Consider the following 20267-nt stretch of genomic DNA (forward strand, 5'->3'; position numbering starts at 1 on the left):
TCCCGCGACCTCCAGCAATGACACATAATGCGCCGAGGAGAAATGGGAGAATTGCATGTACGAGTATGCCATAGCCTGGGATTGGCTGACCTTTGCCGTGCGATGGCTGCACGTGATCACCGCCATCGCCTGGATCGGTTCGTCGTTTTATTTCGTCGCACTCGACCTCGGTCTGAAGAAAAGACCGGATCTGCCTGTTGGCGCCTATGGCGAAGAATGGCAGGTGCACGGCGGCGGCTTTTATCACATCCAGAAGTATCTGGTCGCACCGTCCAACATGCCGGATCACCTGATCTGGTTCAAATGGGAATCCTACGTCACCTGGCTTTCCGGTTTCGGCATGCTATGCCTGGTCTACTACGCCGGTGCCGATCTCTTTCTGATCGATCCGAACGTTCTCGACGTCTCGAAGCCGGTAGCAATCGCCATATCGCTCGGCTCGATCGGCTTCGGCTGGCTTGCCTATGACACGATCTGCAAGTCACCCTTCGGCCGCGACAACACCAAGCTGATGGTGCTTCTGTACTTCATCCTGGTCGGCATGGCCTGGGGCTACACGCAGCTCTTCACCGGCCGCGCCGCCTTCCTGCATCTCGGCGCCTTCACCGCCACGATCATGTCGGCGAACGTCTTCTTCATCATCATTCCCAACCAGAAGATCGTCGTCGCCGATCTCATTGCCGGCCGCACGCCGGACGCGAAATACGGCGTGATCGCCAAGCAGCGTTCGACCCATAACAACTACCTGACGCTGCCGGTTCTGTTCCTGATGCTGTCGAACCACTACCCGCTGGCCTTCGGTACCCAGTACAACTGGATCATCGCCTCGCTGGTCTTCCTGATGGGCGTCACCATCCGCCACTATTTCAACACCCGCCATGCGGACAAGGGTAACCCGACCTGGACCTGGCTCGTCACCGCGCTGCTCTTCGTTGCGATCATGTGGCTCTCGACCGTGCCGAAGGTGCTCGCCGGCGGCGGGGAGGAGAAGATCTCCGCCGCACAGCAGCCCTTCGTGACCGCGGAAGCCTTTCCGAAAGTGCGCGACACGGTGCTTGGCCGCTGTTCCATGTGCCACGCCAAGGAGCCGGGCTGGGAAGGTCTGATCGTGCCGCCGAAGGGCGTGACGCTCGAAACCGACACCGAGATCGCCAACCACGCGCGTGAAATCTATCTGCAGGCCGGCCGCAGCCACGCGATGCCGCCCGCCAATGTCACCGGGGTATCGGACGAAGAGCGGCAGTTGCTCGTCGCCTGGTACGAGTCCGTCGTGAATGGAGGAAAGACCCAATGACCGAACTGCTGATCCGCGGCCGCGTGCTGACCTTTGTCGATGAACCAAAGGGCATCGACGATACTGCCGCCTATCGCTACTTCGAGGACGGCGCCGTACTGGTGCGAGGCGGCAAGGTTGCCGATATCGGCGAGCATCCCGATGTTGCCCGCCGCGCCGGGGCGAGCATCAAGGTCGCGGATCATCGTCCCAATCTGGTGCTACCCGGCCTGATTGACACGCACCTGCATTTTCCGCAGACGCAGGCGATCGCCTCTTATGGCGCCCAGCTTCTCGAATGGCTGAACACCTACATCTTCGTCGAGGAGCAGAAGTTCCGGAAGCCGGAACATGCCGACTTCATCGCCGGCCGCTTCATGGACGAGCTCCTGTCGAACGGCACGACGACGGCGGTCGCCTATTGCTCGGTGCATCCGGAGAGCGTCGACGCCTATTTCAGCGCTGCGGAAGCGCGCGGCATGCTGATGATCGGCGGCAAGGTGATGATGGACCGCAATGCGCCGGACGTGCTTCGCGACACACCGCAGCAGGGCTATGACGAGACGAAGGCACTGATTGCCAAGTGGCATGGCCGCGGCCGTGCGCATTACGCCATCAGCCCGCGCTTCGCCATCACGTCGACGCCGGAACAGATGGAGGCGAGCCGCGTGCTCGTCGCCGAGCATCCGGAATGTTACGTGCAGACGCATCTCTCCGAGAACAGGGACGAGATCGCCTTTGCGACCTCGCTCTACCCGGAGGCCAAGGACTATACCGACATCTATGCGCGTTACGATCTTCTGACGCGGAGGACCTTGCTCGGTCACTGCATTTATCTGAGCGATCGCGAGATTTCGGTTCTTGCCGAGACCGGCGCCGTCGGCACGTTCTGCCCGACCTCGAACCTGTTCCTCGGCTCCGGTCTCTTTGATCGGGATCGCTTCGACAAACTCGGTGCTCGCTGGTCGGTCGCGACCGACGTCGGCGCCGGCACCAGCTTCTCTATGCTGGAGACGATGGATGAAGCCTATAAGGTGCTTCACCTGCAGGGCCAGCGGCTGACGCCGTTCAATTCCTTCTATCGCATGACGCTCGGCAACGCCCGCGCTCTCGACCTCGACGACCGTATCGGCTCGCTGCATGTCGGCGCCGACGCCGATATCGTCGTGCTCGACAGCCGCGCCAAGTCTTCGATGGAACTTCGCATGCGGGTCGCCGGTTCGCTGGCGGAGGAACTCTTCATCCTGCAGACGATGGGCGATGACCGCTGCGTGGCCGAGGCCTACGTCGCCGGCAAGCCGATGAAACATCCTGCGATTGCTGCGAAGGACACGATGGCAGCAACTGCCCGAAGCCTTGAAACGGCCTGAGCGAAACGACGTTTTCTCTCAAATGTGGAGCGCCGCGCGTCTGATCGATGCGCGGCGTCTTCTTTTTGGTGTTACAGTTCTTCCGGCCGCTTGCCGCCCATCGCCTTGGTGAGCGCATCGGCGCGCTCGCGCACGATGGGGCCGAGGGTTGACAGTTTCTCGTCATTGACGCGAACCGATGGGCCGGAGATCGAGATACCGGCGATCGTTTCGCCGTACTCGTTGAAGATGGGGGCAGCGACGCAGCGCATGCCGAGCGTATGCTCCTCGTCGTCGACGGACCAGCCGCGGTGGCGGATCTCCTGGATATCCTTGAGCAGGGCCGGGAGCGTGTCGCGGGTCTTGTCGGTGAAATGCGCGAGCTCGCGGCCGCCGAGAAGCTGGGCGATCTCCTTGTCCGACCAGGTCGAAAGGATCGCCTTGCCGATGCCGGAGGCATGAACCGGACCGCGGCGCCCGGGACGGAAGAAGGCGCGCATCGGCGCGTGGCTTTCGACCTGCGAGATGAAGACGACGTCGCCGCCTTCCTCGATGCCGATATTGGCCGTCTCGCCGCTTTCTTCCATGAGCCCCTTGAGAAAGGGGCGGCTGATGGTGCCGAGCTTGCGGAAGCGCAGATAGGCATTGCCGATCTCGAAAGCCTTGAGGCCGACGGTCCAGGCCCCGGTGTCGGGGTCGTTCATTACCATGCCGTGGCCGGCCAGCGTCGTCAGCAAGCGGTGGACCGTGGACGGCGCCATGCCGGTCTCGTCGGCAAGCCGGGTCAAGGTCGAGCCGTCCTCCTGGGCGACGACCGTCAGAAGAGCAAGGCTGCGATCGAGCACCTGTACGGATGACGGCGCCGCATTCTCACCCGCCTTGCGTCCGCGTTTTCCTCTGCCGTTGCCGTCCATCGAAGCCTCTCTGCAAATCACGTCTTTCGCCCATCATCCTCTATCAGGACCCTGAGGGATTTTCTCCGATTTGTTGAAAATCTTTATTTCCATATGATGGAAATGATTTCCATTTATGTGTTGATGTTTGAAATTAATGGATTATGGTTCCAGGAAATAGGAGGAAATCTCATGGCTAAGATGCGTGCCGTCGACGCGGCTGTTTATGTTCTGGAGAAAGAAGGCATCGACTGCGCTTTCGGCGTGCCCGGCGCTGCCATCAACCCGTTTTACTCCGCGCTGAAGGCGCGCGGTTCGGTCCGCCACATCCTGGCTCGCCACGTTGAGGGCGCCTCGCATATGGCCGAGGGCTACACCCGCGCCAAGCACGGCAATATCGGCGTCTGCATCGGCACATCCGGCCCGGCCGGTACCGACATGATCACCGGCCTCTATTCGGCCTCGGCGGATTCGATCCCGATCCTCTGCATCACCGGCCAGGCGCCGCGCGCGCGCCTCGACAAGGAAGACTTCCAGGCGGTCGATATCGCCAAGATCGCCGCGCCCGTCACCAAATGGGCGGTCACGGTCATGGAACCGGCACTCGTTCCCTTCGTCTTCCAGAAGGCTTTCCACGTCATGCGCTCCGGCCGTCCGGGCCCGGTGCTGATCGACCTGCCGGTCGACGTCCAGCTCGCCGAAATCGAGTTCGATCCGGACACCTATCAGCCGCTCGAACCCTACAAGCCGAAGGCAACGCGTGCCCAGGCCGAAAAGGCGCTGGCGATGCTGAACGAGGCGGAGCGTCCGCTGATCGTTGCCGGCGGCGGCATCATCAATGCCGATGCCTCCGACTTGCTCACGGAATTTGCCGAAATCACCGGCATCCCTGTTATCCCGACGCTGATGGGCTGGGGCACGATCCCGGACGACCATCCGCTGATGGCCGGCATGTGCGGCCTGCAGACCTCGCACCGTTACGGCAACGCCAGCATGCTGGCCTCCGACTTCGTTCTCGGCGTCGGCAACCGCTGGGCGAACCGCCACACCGGCAACGTTCCGACCTATACGGAAGGCCGCAAGTTCGTTCACGTCGACATCGAGCCGACCCAGATCGGCCGCGTCTTTGCGCCTGATTTCGGTATCGTCTCGGATGCCGGCGCTGCCCTGAAGCTCTTCCTCGATGTCGCAACCGAGTGGAAGACGGCCGGCAAGCTTAGAGACTGGTCCGCCTGGGCGGAAGAGTGCCGCGAGCGCAAGCGCACCATGCTGCGCAAGACGCACTTCGACCAGACGCCGCTGAAGCCCCAGCGCGTCTATGAAGAGATGAACAAGGCCTTCGGTCGCGACACCTGCTACGTCTCGACCATCGGTCTCAGCCAGATCGCCGGCGCCCAGTTCCTGCACGTCTACAAGCCGCGCAACTGGATCAACTGCGGCCAGGCCGGCCCGCTCGGCTGGACGCTGCCTGCCGCTCTCGGTGTTCGCGCCGCGGATCCGGACCGGCCGATCGTCGCTCTCTCCGGCGACTACGATTTCCAGTTCCTGATCGAGGAGCTCGCCGTCGGCGCCCAGCACAAGCTGCCGTACCTGCATGTCGTCGTGAACAATTCCTACCTCGGCCTCATCCGCCAGGCACAGCGCGGCTTCAACATGGACTTCGAGGTCAGCCTCGCCTTCGACAACATCAATGCCTCAGGCGATGCGGAGAAGGGTTACGGCGTCGACCACGTCGCGGTTGCCGAGGGCCTCGGCTGCAAGGCGATCCGGGTGCGCAGCCCGAACGAGTTCCAGGAGGCCTTCGACCGGGCTCGTTCGCTGATGGACGAACATCAGGTTCCCGTCGTCATCGAGTTCATCCTGGAGCGCGTCACCAACATTTCGATGGGCGCGGACATCAACGCCGTCGTCGAGTTCGAGGAACTGGCGATCCGCGGTGAAGACGTACCGACGGCGATCACGGCTCTGCTCGACTGAGGAAAGTGGGCGGTTCTCCGCCCACATCCCGCTCCAAAGACAAACATGAAGGAGGAAGCATCGCATGGCGAAGTTCGCTGCGAACCTGACAATGCTGTTCAACGAGGTGCCTTTCCTCGATCGTTTCGCCCTGGCTGCCAAGGCCGGCTTCGAAGGGGTGGAATATCTATTTCCCTATGAATTCGAGAAGGTGAGCCTGCGCGCTGAACTTCAGCGCCACGGCCTGACCCAGGTCCTGCACAACCTGCCGGCCGGCGACTGGGGACGCGGTGAGCGCGGCGTCGCCATCCTGCCCGATCGGGTCGACGAATTCCGCAAGGGTGTGGCGAGCGCGATCGACTATGCGACGGCGCTCGATTGCAAGCAGGTCAACTGCCTGGTCGGCATCGCGCCGGACGGCGTTTCCGACAGCATCCTGCGCAAGACGCTGGTCGCCAACCTGAAGCTCGCAGCAGGCGAACTTGACAAGCACGGCATCCGCCTGCTGATCGAGCCGATCAACCGCTTCGACATTCCGGGCTTCTATCTGAACACCGTGGGTCAGGCTGCCTCGATCATCGAGGAAGTCGGCAGCGATAATCTCTTCATCCAGTACGATCTCTACCATCAGCAACGCACCGAAGGTGAACTGGTCGGCACCTACAAGCGCCATGCCAATCGTATCGCCCACGTCCAGCTTGCCGACAATCCGGGTCGTAATGAGCCGGGCACCGGCGAGATCAACTATCCGTTCGTTTTCGACGCACTGGAAGAGGCGGGCTACGACGGCTGGATCGGCTGCGAATACAAGCCGCGCACCACGACGGCCGATGGCCTTGGCTGGCTCGGCACCGAGCGCCAGCGCACCCAATCCGCAGATATCATCAAGATCAGGAGCTAAGCACCATGGCAACAATCGGTTTCATTGGACTGGGCATCATGGGCACGCCGATGGCGCGCCACCTGCAGGATGCCGGCCACACCGTCATCACCTCGAAGTTCGTCATCCCGCCGCGCCAGGAACTGCTCGACAACGGCCTCAAGTTCGTCGACACGCCGAAGGCGCTGGCCGAGACCGTCGACACGATCATCCTGATGCTGCCGGATACGCCTGAGGTCAAGGACGTTCTCTTCGGCGAGAACGGTGTCGCCTACGGCCTTTCCAAGGGCAAGCTCGTCATCGACATGAGCTCGATCTCGCCGATCGAGACAAAGGAATTCGCAAAGAAGGTCCGCGAAACCGGCGCCGAATACATCGATGCTCCGGTCTCCGGCGGCGAAGTCGGCGCCAAGAACGCGTCGCTCTCGATCATGGCCGGCGGCTCCCAGGAAAGCTTCGACCGCGCCCTGCCGCTCTTGAAGCTGATGGGCAAGAACATCACGCTCGTCGGCGACTGCGGCGACGGCCAGGTCACCAAGGTTGCCAACCAGATCATCGTCGCGCTGACGATCGAGGCGGTTTCGGAAGCCCTCGTCTTTGCGTCCAAGGCTGGTGCCGACCCGGCGCGCGTGCGCGAAGCGCTGATGGGCGGCTTTGCTTCCTCGCGGATCCTCGAGGTTCACGGCGAGCGCATGATCAAGCGCACCTTCGATCCGGGCTTCCGCATCTCGCTGCACCAGAAGGACCTCAACCTGGCCCTCCAGGGTGCGAAGTCGCTCGGCATCTCACTGCCGAACACGGCCGCAACGCAGGAGCTCTTCAACAACTGCGCCGCCAACGGCGACAGTGGTCTCGACCACTCCGGCCTCGTCCGGGCGCTGGAGCGCATGGCGAACCACCAGGTCGCCTGATAGCAGATAACGCAAAAATGCGCATGATCCGTTCGGCGTTTCATTGTGCCGGGCCGGTCATGTGTCCGGGCGGCGGTTGGAGGAACCGCCGCCCGAGACGGTTCTGAAAGCAAGTCCAGCAAAAGAGTCTAGAGACTTTTGGGTGTGGAATTGCACATATGGATGGAGCATAGCAGCGATGCAATATGCTCTAGGGGGAGACCAATGCCAGCCATCACCGACCCACGCAGCTTCCTGGAAGCACTCTTCACCTCCGCGGTTGCCGCGGCCGATCCGGAAAAGGTGATTGCGGCCAATCTGCCGGAGCGACCAAAGGGGCGCACGGTGGTGGTCGGCGCGGGCAAGGGCGCAGCACAGATGGCGGCAGCCTTCGAGCGCCATTGGGATGGTCCGCTCTCCGGTGTGGTTGTCACCCGCTATGGCTACGCGGCCCCGTGCAAGAACATCGAGGTGCTGGAAGCGTCGCATCCGCTTCCGGACGAAAACGGCATGCAAGCCTCGAAGCGGCTGCTTGCGGAAGTCAGCGGCCTGACGGAGAACGATCTGGTCGTGGCGCTCGTCTGCGGTGGCGGCTCGGCGCTGCTGCCCGCGCCGCCGCCCGGCCTGACGCTCGAAGACGAGATTGCAGTCAACCGGGCGCTGCTTGCCTCCGGCGCGCCGATCAGCGTCATGAATGCCGTGCGCAAGCACGTCTCGCTGATCAAGGGCGGAAGGCTGGCCGCCGCCGCCTATCCGGCGAAGGTCGTCTCGCTGATCGTCTCCGATATTCCAGGCGATGACCCGGCACTGGTCGCCTCTGGCCCGACGCTGCCGGACGCCAGCAATCGCGAAGATGCCCTGACGCTTGTCGAGCGTTATGGCCTTCAGCTCCCTGCCAAAGTCATGGACTGGCTCAAGAATCCTGAAAGTGCTGCCCCTTCGCCAAGCGATCCGCGCTTTGCCCGAAACGAAGTCCGGCTCATCGCGTCCGCGTCCGTTTCGCTCGAGGCTGCGGCTGCCGAGGCGCGCGCCGCCGGCATCGAGGCCGTCATTCTTTCCGATGCGATCGAGGGCGAGGCGCGCGACGTCGGTGGCGTGCACGCGGCGATCGCCCGTGAAATCGCCGGCCGCGGCAGGCCGTTCCGCAAGCCGGTTGTCGTTCTCTCGGGCGGAGAGACGACGGTGACCATTCGCGGCAAGGGCAAGGGCGGCCGCAACAGCGAATTCCTGCTGGCGCTGGCGCTCGGCATCGACGGCGCCAAGGGCGTCTCGGCGCTTGCCGCCGACACCGACGGCATCGACGGCTCCGAGGACAATGCCGGCGCCTTTGCCGATGACACGACGATAGCAAGGCTCGTTGCACAACGCCTCGACGCCGCAGCTTTGCTGCAGAAGAACGATAGCTGGTCGGCGTTTGACGCGCTCGGCGATCTCTTCAAACCGGGTCCGACCGGCACCAATGTGAATGATTTCCGCGCCATTCTGGTGCAGTGAAACCGGTGCGGTGGGCGAGAGCTCGCCCGTCACCTTCGGCCTCACGCGAAGTGGCAGCTCACCGAACCGTAGGCGCCGAAATCCGCGACGATCGTGTCGCCGCTCTTGGCCTCGAGCGTTCGGATGAAGGAGCCCGAGAGAACGATCTGGCCCGGCTCGATCGCGTCGCCGCATTGCGCAAGCCGGTTGGCAAGCCAGGCAATGCCGCGGGCCGGATGATTGAGCACGCCTGCGGCAAGTCCCGTCTCCTCGATCACCGCATTGCGCGAAACGATCGCGCCCATCCAGCGCATGTCGGCGGTATCGGGACGCACGGCGCGTCCACCAAGGATGAGGCCGCCATTGGCGGCATTGTCGGAAATCGCATCGACGAGGGTGCGCGCCTTCCTGGTTTTCGGATCCGTCCGAACGATGCGGCTGTCGAGGATTTCCAGTGCCGGCATTACGTAATCGGTGGCGTTCAGCACCTGAACGATGTTGACGCGCGGGCCCTTCAGTCCGGCCTTCATGACAAAGGCGATCTCCGCTTCGACCCGCGGCTGGATGAAACGATCGGCAGGAATGTTTGCACCGTCATCGAACAGCATATTGTCGAACAGCACACCGGAATCCGGTGTGTCGATGCCAAGCGCCTGCTGCATGGCATTGGAGGTCAGGCCGATCTTCCAGCCGATGATGCGATGGCCGTCGTCGCGCTTGCGCCTGACCCAGGCGGCCTGGATCGCATAGGCGTCGTCGACGGTCATCTCAGGATGCTTGTGCGACAGTAGCCCGATTTGTTTTCGGTCGCGCTCTGCCTCATGTAGGCTTTCGGCGGCTTTGGCAATTTCTGTTGCATTGAGCATGGTCCGGCCCCTCCACTCCAGCGTGTCTAACGATACACCAAGGTCGTCGGACCGGCACGGGCCGTCTTTCGCATCAGATCGGCTGACTAGCCAGTCTCAGGCCGGGCCCGATGAGGATCGACCTGCAGGCGCACAAACCATGCCCCCCGCACCACCGCAGCAATAGGAAGTATGTTGCCGTGATCCTGGAGACTGGGAATAGCTGGGCGTGCGGCGAATAACGTGTCGAGCACAGGATTAATGCGCACTTAACCAAGGGTATGTTTTGACAGAAAATACACTTTACACGGGTGTCTTGATGAAATGAGATGATTTGATTTCAACGCGACACCCATTAGGAACTGCTATGAACATCGTGGGATTGGAGCATTTCGCCGGCTGCGTGGGGCAGGGGTTCGATATCGACCTTGGTAACGCCTCTGTGCCGCTGACCCTCGCGCAGGCCGAACCATTGGCACACGCCGCGCCCGGCATGGCGCGGCGTGTGCCCTTCTCGCTGATGTTTCGCAGCGCCTCCGCCGTCGTCTTGCCGCAACAAACCTATCGCCTTAGGAATGCATCTCTCGGTGCTCTGGATGTGTTCCTTGTGCCTGTCGCGCGAGAACGGGCTGGTATCATTTATCAGGCCGTCTACAATTGATGTCCGTCAGGCGTTGACCACTCCACCACCACCGGCAACCCATTCCATTCGGGAATGGGTTGGCGTATCGCCGCCTCGGGTGAAGCCGAGACGTTGATAGAGCCGCATCGCCGCGAGGTTGTTTTGAGCGACATGCAGCACAAGTTTGACAGCGCGTTTTGAGGTCAGTTGATGTTGCATGTCTGTAAGCAGGGCGGTCGCGATGCCTTGGCTCTGGTGGGAGGGCAAAATGCTGATGTCGAGGATGTGCCAGGCATCGTTACTGCGGTCGATGTATAGGCGTCCGACCGGAGACGCTTTGCTCTCGATGACGAAAAACTCTGCGTCCGGGTATGTCAACCGATAGGAGCGATGTTGTAGGTCGAACTGCTGATCAAGGAGGGCCCGCTTGTCTGCAAGTCTCCAAGGCAACATGAGCAGTTCATCAAGGCGGATCGCGCGGTAAAGTTCCTTAAGAAAGGGCATGTCGTCACTTCCAGCCGCTCTGAGAGCAAAGGCAGTGCTGGCAATGTGCGGGGGCTCGCCGAAGGCAAACCGCTCATGCTCAGCCAAAGGACGGATACTCTCCGGCAAGCGAGATGCTGAAATTGACGGCGATATAGGGCTGACTGTTTTCATGAGGCTCGCCTCCACCGGCCGGATTGATCATATTTGGCGCGAATTGGGCATTCGGAGAGGCGTTTGGCACAAAAGCCGCAGTGGTTGGAGAGGCGAGTTCGGCACTGAGCGCCGGCGTACCGGAACGTTTTGTCGGATCGTTTTGGTTGAAAACTGAAAAGCCGTGACTGTGCGCCGGCATTTGGGCTTGGGTCAGCGTGACGCTGCTTTGGCCGAAGCTGTCACCAATCTCTCGGGGGCTGAGGCCCCCTCCGGCGCCCTGGTTACATGCTCCGCGCCCGGCAAAATTCGGGAGCCGGAAACTGGTTTGCCCATTTCCCCCGAAACTTGCGCCAAGAAGGGAGAAAAGAGCGGTGTTCTGCTGAATAGGGATTAGCGTTCCATTGCAAAACGCCCACTGGTATGGCGCAAAATTGAAGCCGAATAGCTGGATCTCGCCGATGAAAGGTGTCGTCATTGCTTTGTCCTCGTCCTTACGGTTTCTGCCAGCGCCGCCGACGGTTCAACCTTGAGATGGAAAAACACCCGCCCATGCGATGCAAAACTGCGCTGTGAGCGTGGGCATGGTGTTGTCGTGCGGCTGGGTGCTGCCACGTGAGTCCGTCGAAGCGCTCGACGTCGCGAAGCGCATAGAGCCGCTGGTATCCGTGACATAGAGTGTGTCGCCGGAAACCGACCCGAACTCGACAGTCGGGGCTATCGCCGTACCTTCTGCGGCAGCCGAAGTCGCGTTCATCGAATGGGAATGGGATGGGATCTGGCCAACCAGCAGCGTGACGTTTTCGCTACCTCCCAGCTGACCGATGATCCTCGCCGTCAGGCCCGAACCTTTTCCGTTGTGAAGCGGTAGGCGGCCGCTGAGGTTTGGTACGGCAAACGTCAGTTGCCCATCGCCGCCATAGGTCGTGCCGATCAGCGTGAAGAGCTCGTCGTATTGCGAAATTGCGTGGAGGGATCCGTCGCAAGCAAACCAGCCATCCGGTACCCGCGAGAAACCGAACATGCGGATCTCACCGACATAGGGCGTACTCATGTGATGTCTCCAGAAGCTCAGTTTCGTGAGGGATAGATGCCGGCAAGAGCAACGCAGAAGTTGATAACGCAGAAGGGTTGCATGTTGTCGTGTGGTTGTCCGCCACCAGTTGGGGCGACAGCATCGTTGGCGAGCACGATCTGCGGCCCGGTTGCCGTCCCGTAGATCGCGGTGGAGGTGGTCCCAACGAGATTGCCATCGGGATTGCGGGAAGCACCCGTGGAGGAAGTGCCTAGCGCTTGATGGATATGCTGGGGCAATTGCGGGTTGGTCAGCGTCACCGTCTCACTCCCCGAAAACTCGCCGATCGGCATCGGGGGCGGGGTCCAGGATGAGTCATAGGACGAACCGGAGCCAACCGGGGTCCGTCCCTGCATGTTCGGCAGAGCGAAATTGGTCGTTCCATTGCCGCCGTAGCTGGTCCCCAACAGTGAAAACAAGGCGCTGTTCTGCGCGATCGGCAGCAGTTGCCCGCTCGCAAGCGCGAAGCCGCGCGGCGCGAAACCGAAACCCGTCATCATGATTTGACCGAGGAAAACGTCCGCCATGCTCTGCCCCTGGCCTGCTTCGTTAAGTTGTCTGTTTCGCCATACTCAGCCGATGGCTGTGTTGGTTTCAATGGGGTGCGGCCCCTTTGCACGGACGTGGCGAACAAAGAAATAACGCCTGTTTCAAATATGGATTCGTCCTTAAGTGTTGTTGCATTATGCAATGCACGTCACTATAGGTTGCATTCGATGTGGTGTGAATCGCGGGATATGGCCGGGCAGACAATCTTCGGGGGATAAGGATGCCTTTCTGTGCGCGTCGCTTAGCGACGATGGCGAACGCAGACCTGGTTCGATCGATCCTTCGTTGGGTCTTTTTGCCATTCTTGGCGCTGACGTTCAGTCTGTTGAGTGAGGCCGTCAAGGCGGCACCGTCGCCAAATTGCGGACCGTTCAACGTCAATGTCACCCATGGCGGGATGATCGTCATCGACGCGAGCGCTTGCGACGGCCCGGCAAACTTCGGCATTGGCGGCATAAAGATTCATCCGGTCAATGGGACTGCGGCCACTGACCCGCTTGGCCAGACGGTAACCTATGTGCATGCCGGCGGCGGCAATACGGCAACCAGCGACAGCTTTGTCTTTGACGATGGTCTGGGAAATGATGTTCAGGTCAACGTCACCATTGGCGCTCCGCCGTCGATCACGATCGGTCCGTCATCCTTATCGATGCGCGCGGGCCAAAGCTTCAGCCAGACACTGACGGCAACGGGTGGCACGGCGCCCTATGCCTGGGCACACGATAGCGGCACCTTGCCGCCCGGCGTATCCTTCGCGAACGGCGTGCTCTCCGGAACGCCAACGGCTCGGGGTGCCCACACGTTTACCATCCGGGTGACCGACAATCTCGGCGTGACCGCCACTCAATCCTATACGACGACGGTCGCAAATCCGCTATTGACCTTGACGCCGGCGGGGCCGATCAACGCGGTCGTCGGCCAGCCAACCAGTGTGACATTCACGGGAGGTGGCGGCGTGGCACCCTACACGCTGCAATACGAATCCGGGACGCTGCCGGCGGGATTGACCTTCAGTGGAGGGACGCTCAGTGGCACGCCGACGGCGACTGGAAGTACTGCATTCAACGTTCGTGTGACCGACAGCAGCACAGGCCCCGGAACCTGGTTCGACGTGTTTCCCGTCACCGTGAACGTGGCAGCGGCACCGACCATTACCCTCTCGCCCGCGGCGCTCCCCGACGCGACCGCGGGGGCAGCTTACAGTCAGACGATTTCGGCGGCCGGTGGAACGTCACCCTATGCGTTTGCTGTGACGTCGGGCGCGCTCCCGGCGGGTCTTTCTCTTTCCGGGGGGGGCGTGCTCTCCGGTACTCCGACATCCGCCGGAAACTTCAACTTCACCGTGACCGCGACCGATACGGATGGGTTTACCGGCTCACAGGCCTATTCGCTCTCGGTTGCCGCTCCGACAATCATAGTCACACCCGCGACGCTTCCATCGACCTCCGTCGGGACCGCATTCAGCCAGATGCTTTCCGTGTCGGGCGGAACGCCTTCCTATAGCTATCATGTCTCGGCAGGGACGCTGCCGGCTGGCGTGACTTTGTCCGCAGGCGGCGTGCTTTCGGGGACGCCGACGGCAGGCGGCGCTTTCAACTTCACCGTGACTGCGACGGATGCGCTCGCATTCACGGGCTCGCGCGCCTACACGCTTACGGTGAATGCCCCAACCTTGGATCTGCCCGCCACCGTCTTTGCCAATGCGACGCGCGGAACAAGTTATTCGGCATCGCTCAATCCGGCGACGGGCGGTACAGCCCCCTACAATTACGCAGTCACCGGCGGTTCCCTGCCCGCTGGCCTGACACTTGGGACGGACGGGAGTCTGGCTGGCACGCCCACCGCATCAGGCAGCTTCTCATTTACTGTGACGGCAACCGACGACAGCGCGGGTACCGGACCCTACAGCATCCAGCGCTCCTTCACGCTCGATGTGGTGGAACCGGTGCCCGTTGCACACCCTGTATCGGTGACAGTGGCCTACGGCAGTGGCGCCAATCTGGTTACGCTTGCCGTTACGGGAGGAGCCCCGACGTCGGTTGCCGCCGGCACCTCGCCACAGCATGGTACGGTGGTGGCGTCGGGTACGTCGCTTACCTACCAGCCTGAGCCCGGATTTGCCGGGGCCGATACCTTTAGCTACACGGCCAGCAACGCAACAGGCACATCGGCGCCGGCGCTGGTCAGCGTGACCGTTTCCAGCCCGACGCTGTTGCTTTCCGCAGGCGGAGCGCTGACTGGGAGCGTCGGGCAGCCCTATAGCCAGACGTTCAGTGTTTCCGGCGGCGCCTCCCCTTATGCCCTTTCCCTCACCGGCCTTCCTGCCGGACTTGCCTTGTCCGGCACGACGGCGGAGACGCTCACCATATCGGGCACGCCATCGGAGGCGGGAAGTTTCAGCCTCGCGGTTTCAGCAACCGACAGCAGTTCGGGGACGGGTCCATTTTCCACGTCGCAATCCTTCACTCTGGTCATCGCTGCACCGACAGTGTCGATCAGTCCGCCATCATCGACACTGAACCTTGCCTATGCCGCCGCGTTCAGCCAGTCGTTTTCTTCTAGTGGCGGTACGGCGCCTTATAACTACTCGGTCACCGGCGCGCTGCCGGCGGGGCTGTCCTTTTCTGCCGGAACCTTGAGCGGCACGCCCACGCAGCCCGGCACTTTCCCGATCACGGTGACCGCACAAGACAGCTCGACCGGCACGGGTGCGCCGTTCAGTGCAACAAACAACTATGTTCTTCAGGTCGGCAGCCCGACCATAGCGCTCACGCCAACCGCCCTGCCGAACGCGACCGCCGGCTCCTCCTACGATGCGACGCTTACAGCCTCCGGAGGCGTCGGGCCCTATAGTTTCGTGTTGACAGCAGGGGCCTTGCCGCCTGGCTTGTCCTTGTCCCCGACTGGCGAACTCTCCGGCATGCCGAGCCAGTCCGGCACGTTCGGCGTGACGATATCGGCGACCGACGCGAACGGCCATTCCGGGGCGAGAGCCTATAGTTTCACTGTCGGCAATGCCACGCTGAGCCTTTCGCCTTCAGCTCTTCCCCCCGTAGTCGGCGGCAGCGCCTATAGCCAGACGTTCGTGGCGGCTGGTGGGATTGCTCCCTACACCTTCGCAGTCAGCGCGGGCGCGCTGCCGTCGGGCATGAGTCTCACCGCTGCGGGCCAGCTCTCAGGGGTTCCAAGCGCCACTGGCACGTTCAGCTTCGACGTCACCGCCACTGATTCGACCGGCGGCATCCCATCGACCGGTTCGGCATCCTACAGCCTTGTGGTGGCGGCGCCGACGATTGCCGTGGGACCTGCAAGCCTGCCTGCCGGTGTCATCGGCCATGCATACGGCCAGGCCTTGACTGCATCCGGCGGCACGGCGCCGTATACCTTTGGTCTGGCGAGCGGGGCACTTCCGCCCGGCCTGTCGCTGACGGCCGGCGGGCAACTGTCCGGTAGTCCGACGTCCGAAGGCGCGTTCACCTTCACGGTGACTGCCACCGATGGGCTTGGCTTCAGCGGAACGGCGACCTTCAACGTCGCGGTTGGCCTCGATGCACCCCAGGCGGTCGACGACGTTGCCACGACGCTCGGCGGGCACTCGGTCGCGATAGCGGTAACGGGCAACGATATTGGCGTGATCTCTTCGGTAGAAATCGTTCGGACGCCGGGTCATGGTACAGCCACAGTCTCGGGCAACGCGATCGACTATACAGCCGAAACAGCTTTCAGCGGCACCGACACGTTTACCTACCGGGTCCTTGGCCCTGGTGGGACATCCCCAGCGGCGGTTGTCACGATCAACGTCAATCCGCGCCCGATCGCTGCTGCGCAGCGTGTTGCGATGATGAATGGCAAGGCGGCGAGCGTCGACCTGACGGTTGGCGCCAGCGGCGGGCCTTTTACCGGTGCGACTTTGGTATCCTTGTCTCCGCCCGGATCAGGCACGGCGACGCTTTTCGGTGAAGTACTGACATTTAATGCGGACCCCACGTTCACTGGCGCTGCGACCGCGACGTTCACGCTTCGGAATGCCTACGCCACCTCCGAACCGGCAACAATTCAGTTTGACGTGGCCGAGCGGCCTGACCCGACGCTTGATGCGGAGGTTTTGGGGATTTTGAATGCGCAGACGGCGGCCACACGGCGGTTTGCAACGACGCAGATTATGAATTTCCATCAGCGCCTGGAGGCGCTCCGCGCACCTATTCGCGAGGAGCCAGCCGACGGTGTCGGGTTTGCCCAGGGGATTGTGTTGTCGTTCGCCGACGACTGCCGGGGCAGGGGGCCGTCCAATCGCCGCCCTGGCGAATGCCGTAGCGGTCAGCCGAATTCGTTGCAGATGCCTTTCGATGCGGCGCTTGCCGATAGCGGCATCGGTCCGGCGGGCAGCAAGCCCAACAAGGTGACGATCTGGACGGGTGGTTCGATCAATGTGGGTGAACGCGACGGTGCCGACGGTTTCGAGTTCGAAACCACCGGTGTGAGTGGCGGCGTGGATTACAGGGTCAACCGGGACTTGGTGCTGGGCTTCGGTATCGGTTACGGCCACGACGACAGCGACGTCGGCAGCAATGGCAGCCGCAGCACGGGTGACAGCTACACGGCCGCGTTCTACGGCAGTTACCAGCCAGATGGAAACCTCTTCATCGATGGCCTGGTCGGGTACCAGTGGCTGTCTTTTGATTCCAAGCGATATGTGACGTCGGATGGCACGTTCGCATCAGGTGAGCGCGATGGCCAGCAGTGGTTCGCGTCGATCTCGGCAGGCGGTCTCTTCGATGTCGATGGATTTCGGTTGTCACCTTACGCTCGGCTCGATATAGCGCGCGCCCAACTGGACGCGTTCACCGAGGACGGAGCCCCGTCGACCACGCTTCACTACGGCGAAGAAGATGTCCACACGACGACCGGCAGTGTTGGCGTTACACTGCGCTATGACCAGCCAACGAGTTTTGGTGTCGTCTCACCGGAGCTTCGCCTCGAATATCAACACGATTTCGCCGGCGACAGCGCGATTACGATGAACTACGCCGACGTCTTCAGTGGGCCGACCTATCGCACTTTCCTTGATGGGCTCGACCGCGACCGCTTCATCGTCGGTGTCGGCGCCAATATCGAGACGACACAGGATTTCGCTGTGCGGGTCGAGTATCGAGGCATGTTGGGCAGTGAAGGCGACACGGATCACGGCGTGCTGCTCAACGTCGGAAAGCAATTTTGATTGCCGCTCATCAGAACTGACGGTCGTCGCGTGGAACTATCACGAGGCCCTGCTGCCCGGGGACCTTGTCTGGGTGAACTCGGTGCCTCTGCGCCAGGCGAGCCCGACATCAATCACCGAACCGTGTCGCGCACGTCAAATGCCCGGTGCCACAGCCGACTTCTAGAACGCGCTGTTGGCTGCAACGTCGGCGAAGTCCACGAAGGTAGGTGCGAGATGCTGACTGCCCGCCCAACATACGCCTCATAGCCTTCGGGGGCTTGTTGCCACGAACCCAGCCATGTCACACTCCTAACCGGAATTCGCTGATCATTTCACCGCTGACTCCACGCGGTCAAGACGCAGCGATCGCGAGAGGGGCCGGAGGTGGCGGCGCGATCCAGCGTCTGCAGTCGTTGTCGAAGCTAAGCTCAAAGGCCTACTTTCGCTCGAAGAGATCCGCCCTTGCGGTCCGTGGAACCACAGCTGCCGGTTTTCGGCCGGTCGCGGCGTTTAAGCGGAGGCAAGCGGCGCCGATCGGGGCCGCTATTCGATGAAGACGCGGACGCTGGCGGCGCGGCCAACCGCGTCGATGACGGTCAGCGTCGAATAGCCGACCCCGTCCGGCTGCCATTGGGTAATCCGCCGGCGTGTCAGCTCCGGCAGCGGCCGGCCGTTGGCGAGCCAGCGAAATGGCGCTCGGCCGCCTTGCAGCTTGAGCGTCAGCGGCGAAATCGCCTGGTGATCCATCCCGAGCTCGACACGCGCACCCTCCGGCGGAAAGACGATCTGCGGTGCTGGCTCGCGTGCCGAAGCGTTGACGAGGCCGCTTGCGGTCAGCGAGAAGCGGCGTTGGCTGATCGGCAGTTCAGCCTGCGAAATGCGGATCGCGCCCGCCGGCGCTTCCGGTAGCGGCGCGATGCCGAAGCCGGACTTGGCGAAGCCTTCGAAGAGAATCGGGGCGGCGCTGCCATAGCCGGTGAGGCCCGGCACGGCACCATTGTCCGCACGGCCAACCCAGACGCCGAGCACATGGCGCCCATCGTAGCCCACCGACCAGGCATCGCGGTAGCCGTAGCTGGTGCCGGTCTTGTAGGCGATACCGCGCTGATGGCTGCCCGTCGGCGGCAATACACCGGAAAGCGCATCGGAGACGTTCCAGACGGCAACAGAAGAAAGCAGCGGCTCCGCTTCGATCAGGCCGGCCTTGCCATCGACGCCGTCGCCGAGCCGCAGAGGGAAGCCGCGATTGGCAAGTGCGGCATAGAGCTGCACGAGATCGCGCAGCGTAAGCCCGACGCCGCCAAGGCCGATGGCAAGCCCCGGCGCTTCGCCGGCCGGTAGCGCCGGCTTCACCTCGCCGCGGCGAAAGCGCATCATCAGTTCCGCCGGGCCGACCGCGTCGAGAAGCCGGATCGCCGGAACGTTCAAAGACAATTGCAGCGCCTCGCGCACGCTGACATCGCCCTGATAGCTCATGTCGAAGTTGCGGGGGCGATAGCCGAAGAAATCCGCAGGACGGTCCTCGATGATCGTCTCCTGGCTGACCAGTCCTTCTTCGAAGGCGAGTCCGTAAATAAAGGGCTTGAGGGTGGAACCGGGCGAGCGCGTGATGCGGGTCATGTCGATCCAGCCGGAACGACTCGCATCGAAATAGTCGGCCGATCCGACCGAAGCGACAATCTCGCCGGTCTTCGCGTCGGCCATCACCATGGCAACCGAAACCTTCGGTCCGAGCTTGGCGGCGCCATCCTTTGCAACGGCCTCAAGGTTGCGTTGCACGGCAAGGCGCAAGGTCGTCTGGTGCCGGACCGTCTGCGGGTCCTTGCGCAACGCCCGCTCGGCGAGATGGGCGGCATAGGACGGAAGCTGCAGCCGGCGCGAGGGGACAGATGTCGCGATTGCGCGTTCGGCCTCGCCGTCTCCAATGACGTCAGCGACGGCGAGACGCGTCAGCACTCGTTCGCGGGCAGCGACGGCCGCGGCGTGGTTGCGGTCCGGCCGACGCTTTTCCGGCAATTGCGGCAAGGCGACGAGCAGGGCCGCTTCGCCGGCCGTCAGCCGCTTCGGCTCCTTGCCGAGCCAGGCGAGGCTTGCAGCGCGCACGCCCTCGATGTTGCCGCCATAGGGGGCGTGGGTCAGGTAAAGGTTGAGGATCTGGTCCTTCGAGAGGCGCCTTTCGATCTGGATGGCGCGGGCGATCTGCAAGAGCTTTGCCGCGATGGAACGCTGCTGCCGCGGCTCGATCAGCCGTGCGACCTGCATCGACAGCGTCGAGGCGCCCGAGACGATCCGGCCATTGCTGACGAACTGAAGCGCGGCGCGGCCGAGTGCCAGCAGGTCGACGCCCGAATGCTCCCGGAAGCGCTGGTCTTCGTAGGCGATCAGCATCTTCAGGAACTGAGGATCGACATCGTCGACCGTCGTCGTCAGCCGCCAGAGACCCTGCGGCGTTGCGAAGGCGCGCAGCAGTTGCCCATTGGCATCGTCCACCTCGCGCGAGACGACATCGGCCTCGTCGAGCGGTGGCGGGAAGGCCTGGTCGGCCTTCTCGATCGCAAAGCGCGTCAGCCCCGTCAGCAGCAGGCAGACGGGCAAGGCGATCAGCAGTTTGCGCCCACTCGACATG

General features: G+C 62.4%; 15 protein-coding genes. 8 read left to right on the forward strand and 7 right to left on the reverse strand.

Features of this window, described 5'->3' with window-relative positions; translation table 11 throughout:
• The first annotated feature begins 55 nt into the window (after positions 1 to 55).
• Positions 56 to 1294 (forward strand): urate hydroxylase PuuD, encoded by a 1239-nt coding sequence (locus tag AC1Z3V_RS11380; RefSeq protein WP_483498959.1) that lies wholly within the window; start codon positions 56 to 58, stop codon positions 1292 to 1294.
• Positions 1291 to 2643, forward strand: coding sequence for a guanine deaminase (guaD, locus tag AC1Z3V_RS11385; protein WP_483498960.1), 1353 nt, complete (start codon positions 1291 to 1293; stop codon positions 2641 to 2643). Before AC1Z3V_RS11380 ends, guaD begins: the two co-directional genes overlap by 4 nt.
• Positions 2644 to 2714: 71 nt before the next feature.
• Here the strand turns inward: guaD and AC1Z3V_RS11390 are convergent, their stop codons facing one another.
• Positions 2715 to 3536: an IclR family transcriptional regulator gene (locus tag AC1Z3V_RS11390; protein ID WP_483498961.1), complete on the reverse strand. Its 822-nt coding sequence runs from the start codon at positions 3534 to 3536 to the stop codon at positions 2715 to 2717.
• Positions 3537 to 3707: 171 nt separating this feature from the next.
• Between AC1Z3V_RS11390 and gcl the strand changes: the two genes are divergently transcribed.
• The 4 genes from gcl to AC1Z3V_RS11410 all read left to right on the forward strand — a co-directional run bounded on the left by gcl (position 3708) and on the right by AC1Z3V_RS11410 (position 8735).
• The gene (gene gcl / locus AC1Z3V_RS11395) at positions 3708 to 5492 is read left to right on the forward strand and encodes a glyoxylate carboligase (protein WP_483498963.1); all 1785 of its coding nucleotides are present in this window, start codon (positions 3708 to 3710) and stop codon (positions 5490 to 5492) included.
• Between the two features lie 64 nt (positions 5493 to 5556).
• Positions 5557 to 6372, forward strand: coding sequence for a hydroxypyruvate isomerase (gene hyi / locus AC1Z3V_RS11400; RefSeq protein ID WP_483498964.1), 816 nt, complete (start codon positions 5557 to 5559; stop codon positions 6370 to 6372).
• A 5-nt stretch (positions 6373 to 6377) separates the two neighbouring features.
• Complete coding sequence (locus tag AC1Z3V_RS11405; RefSeq protein WP_173518670.1) at positions 6378 to 7262, forward strand: 2-hydroxy-3-oxopropionate reductase; 885 nt, start codon at positions 6378 to 6380, stop codon at positions 7260 to 7262.
• A 204-nt stretch (positions 7263 to 7466) separates the two neighbouring features.
• On the forward strand, positions 7467 to 8735 hold the full coding sequence (locus tag AC1Z3V_RS11410; RefSeq protein ID WP_483498966.1) for a glycerate kinase type-2 family protein: 1269 nt from the start codon (positions 7467 to 7469) through the stop codon (positions 8733 to 8735).
• Positions 8736 to 8776: 41 nt separating this feature from the next.
• Here AC1Z3V_RS11410 and hpaH read toward each other — a convergent pair whose 3' ends face one another.
• Complete coding sequence (hpaH, locus tag AC1Z3V_RS11415) at positions 8777 to 9580, reverse strand: 2-oxo-hept-4-ene-1,7-dioate hydratase (RefSeq protein WP_483498967.1); 804 nt, start codon at positions 9578 to 9580, stop codon at positions 8777 to 8779.
• A 346-nt stretch (positions 9581 to 9926) separates the two neighbouring features.
• Here hpaH and AC1Z3V_RS11420 point away from each other — a divergent pair, with 346 nt between their 5' ends.
• Positions 9927 to 10220 (forward strand): DUF6916 family protein, encoded by a 294-nt coding sequence (locus AC1Z3V_RS11420; protein ID WP_483498968.1) that lies wholly within the window; start codon positions 9927 to 9929, stop codon positions 10218 to 10220.
• Positions 10221 to 10226: 6 nt separating this feature from the next.
• Here AC1Z3V_RS11420 and AC1Z3V_RS11425 read toward each other — a convergent pair whose 3' ends face one another.
• The 4 genes from AC1Z3V_RS11425 to AC1Z3V_RS11440 are packed head-to-tail and all read right to left on the reverse strand — an operon-like array spanning position 10227 to position 12419.
• The gene (locus tag AC1Z3V_RS11425; RefSeq protein WP_483498970.1) at positions 10227 to 10772 is read right to left on the reverse strand and encodes a GNAT family N-acetyltransferase; all 546 of its coding nucleotides are present in this window, start codon (positions 10770 to 10772) and stop codon (positions 10227 to 10229) included.
• A complete protein-coding gene (locus AC1Z3V_RS11430; protein WP_483498971.1) occupies positions 10765 to 11295 on the reverse strand; it encodes a phage tail protein in 531 nt (176 codons plus the stop codon). The genes AC1Z3V_RS11425 and AC1Z3V_RS11430 overlap by 8 nt, the downstream gene beginning before the upstream one ends.
• A gap of 45 nt (positions 11296 to 11340) precedes the next feature.
• Positions 11341 to 11871 carry a phage tail protein gene (locus AC1Z3V_RS11435; RefSeq protein ID WP_483498973.1) on the reverse strand — a complete coding sequence of 177 codons (531 nt, stop codon included), beginning with the start codon at positions 11869 to 11871 and terminating at the stop codon, positions 11341 to 11343.
• A gap of 17 nt (positions 11872 to 11888) precedes the next feature.
• Positions 11889 to 12419 carry a phage tail protein gene (locus AC1Z3V_RS11440; RefSeq protein WP_483498974.1) on the reverse strand — a complete coding sequence of 177 codons (531 nt, stop codon included), beginning with the start codon at positions 12417 to 12419 and terminating at the stop codon, positions 11889 to 11891.
• A gap of 272 nt (positions 12420 to 12691) precedes the next feature.
• On the opposite strand from AC1Z3V_RS11440, the gene AC1Z3V_RS11445 reads away from it, so the two are divergent.
• The gene (locus AC1Z3V_RS11445) at positions 12692 to 17659 is read left to right on the forward strand and encodes a putative Ig domain-containing protein (protein WP_483498976.1); all 4968 of its coding nucleotides are present in this window, start codon (positions 12692 to 12694) and stop codon (positions 17657 to 17659) included.
• 525 nt (positions 17660 to 18184) lie between these two features.
• Here AC1Z3V_RS11445 and pbpC read toward each other — a convergent pair.
• Positions 18185 to 20266, reverse strand: coding sequence for a penicillin-binding protein 1C (pbpC, locus tag AC1Z3V_RS11450; RefSeq protein ID WP_483498978.1), 2082 nt, complete (start codon positions 20264 to 20266; stop codon positions 18185 to 18187).
• Position 20267: the final 1 nt, after the last annotated feature.

It is taken from the genome of Ensifer sp. 38_S197, assembly GCF_056924495.1.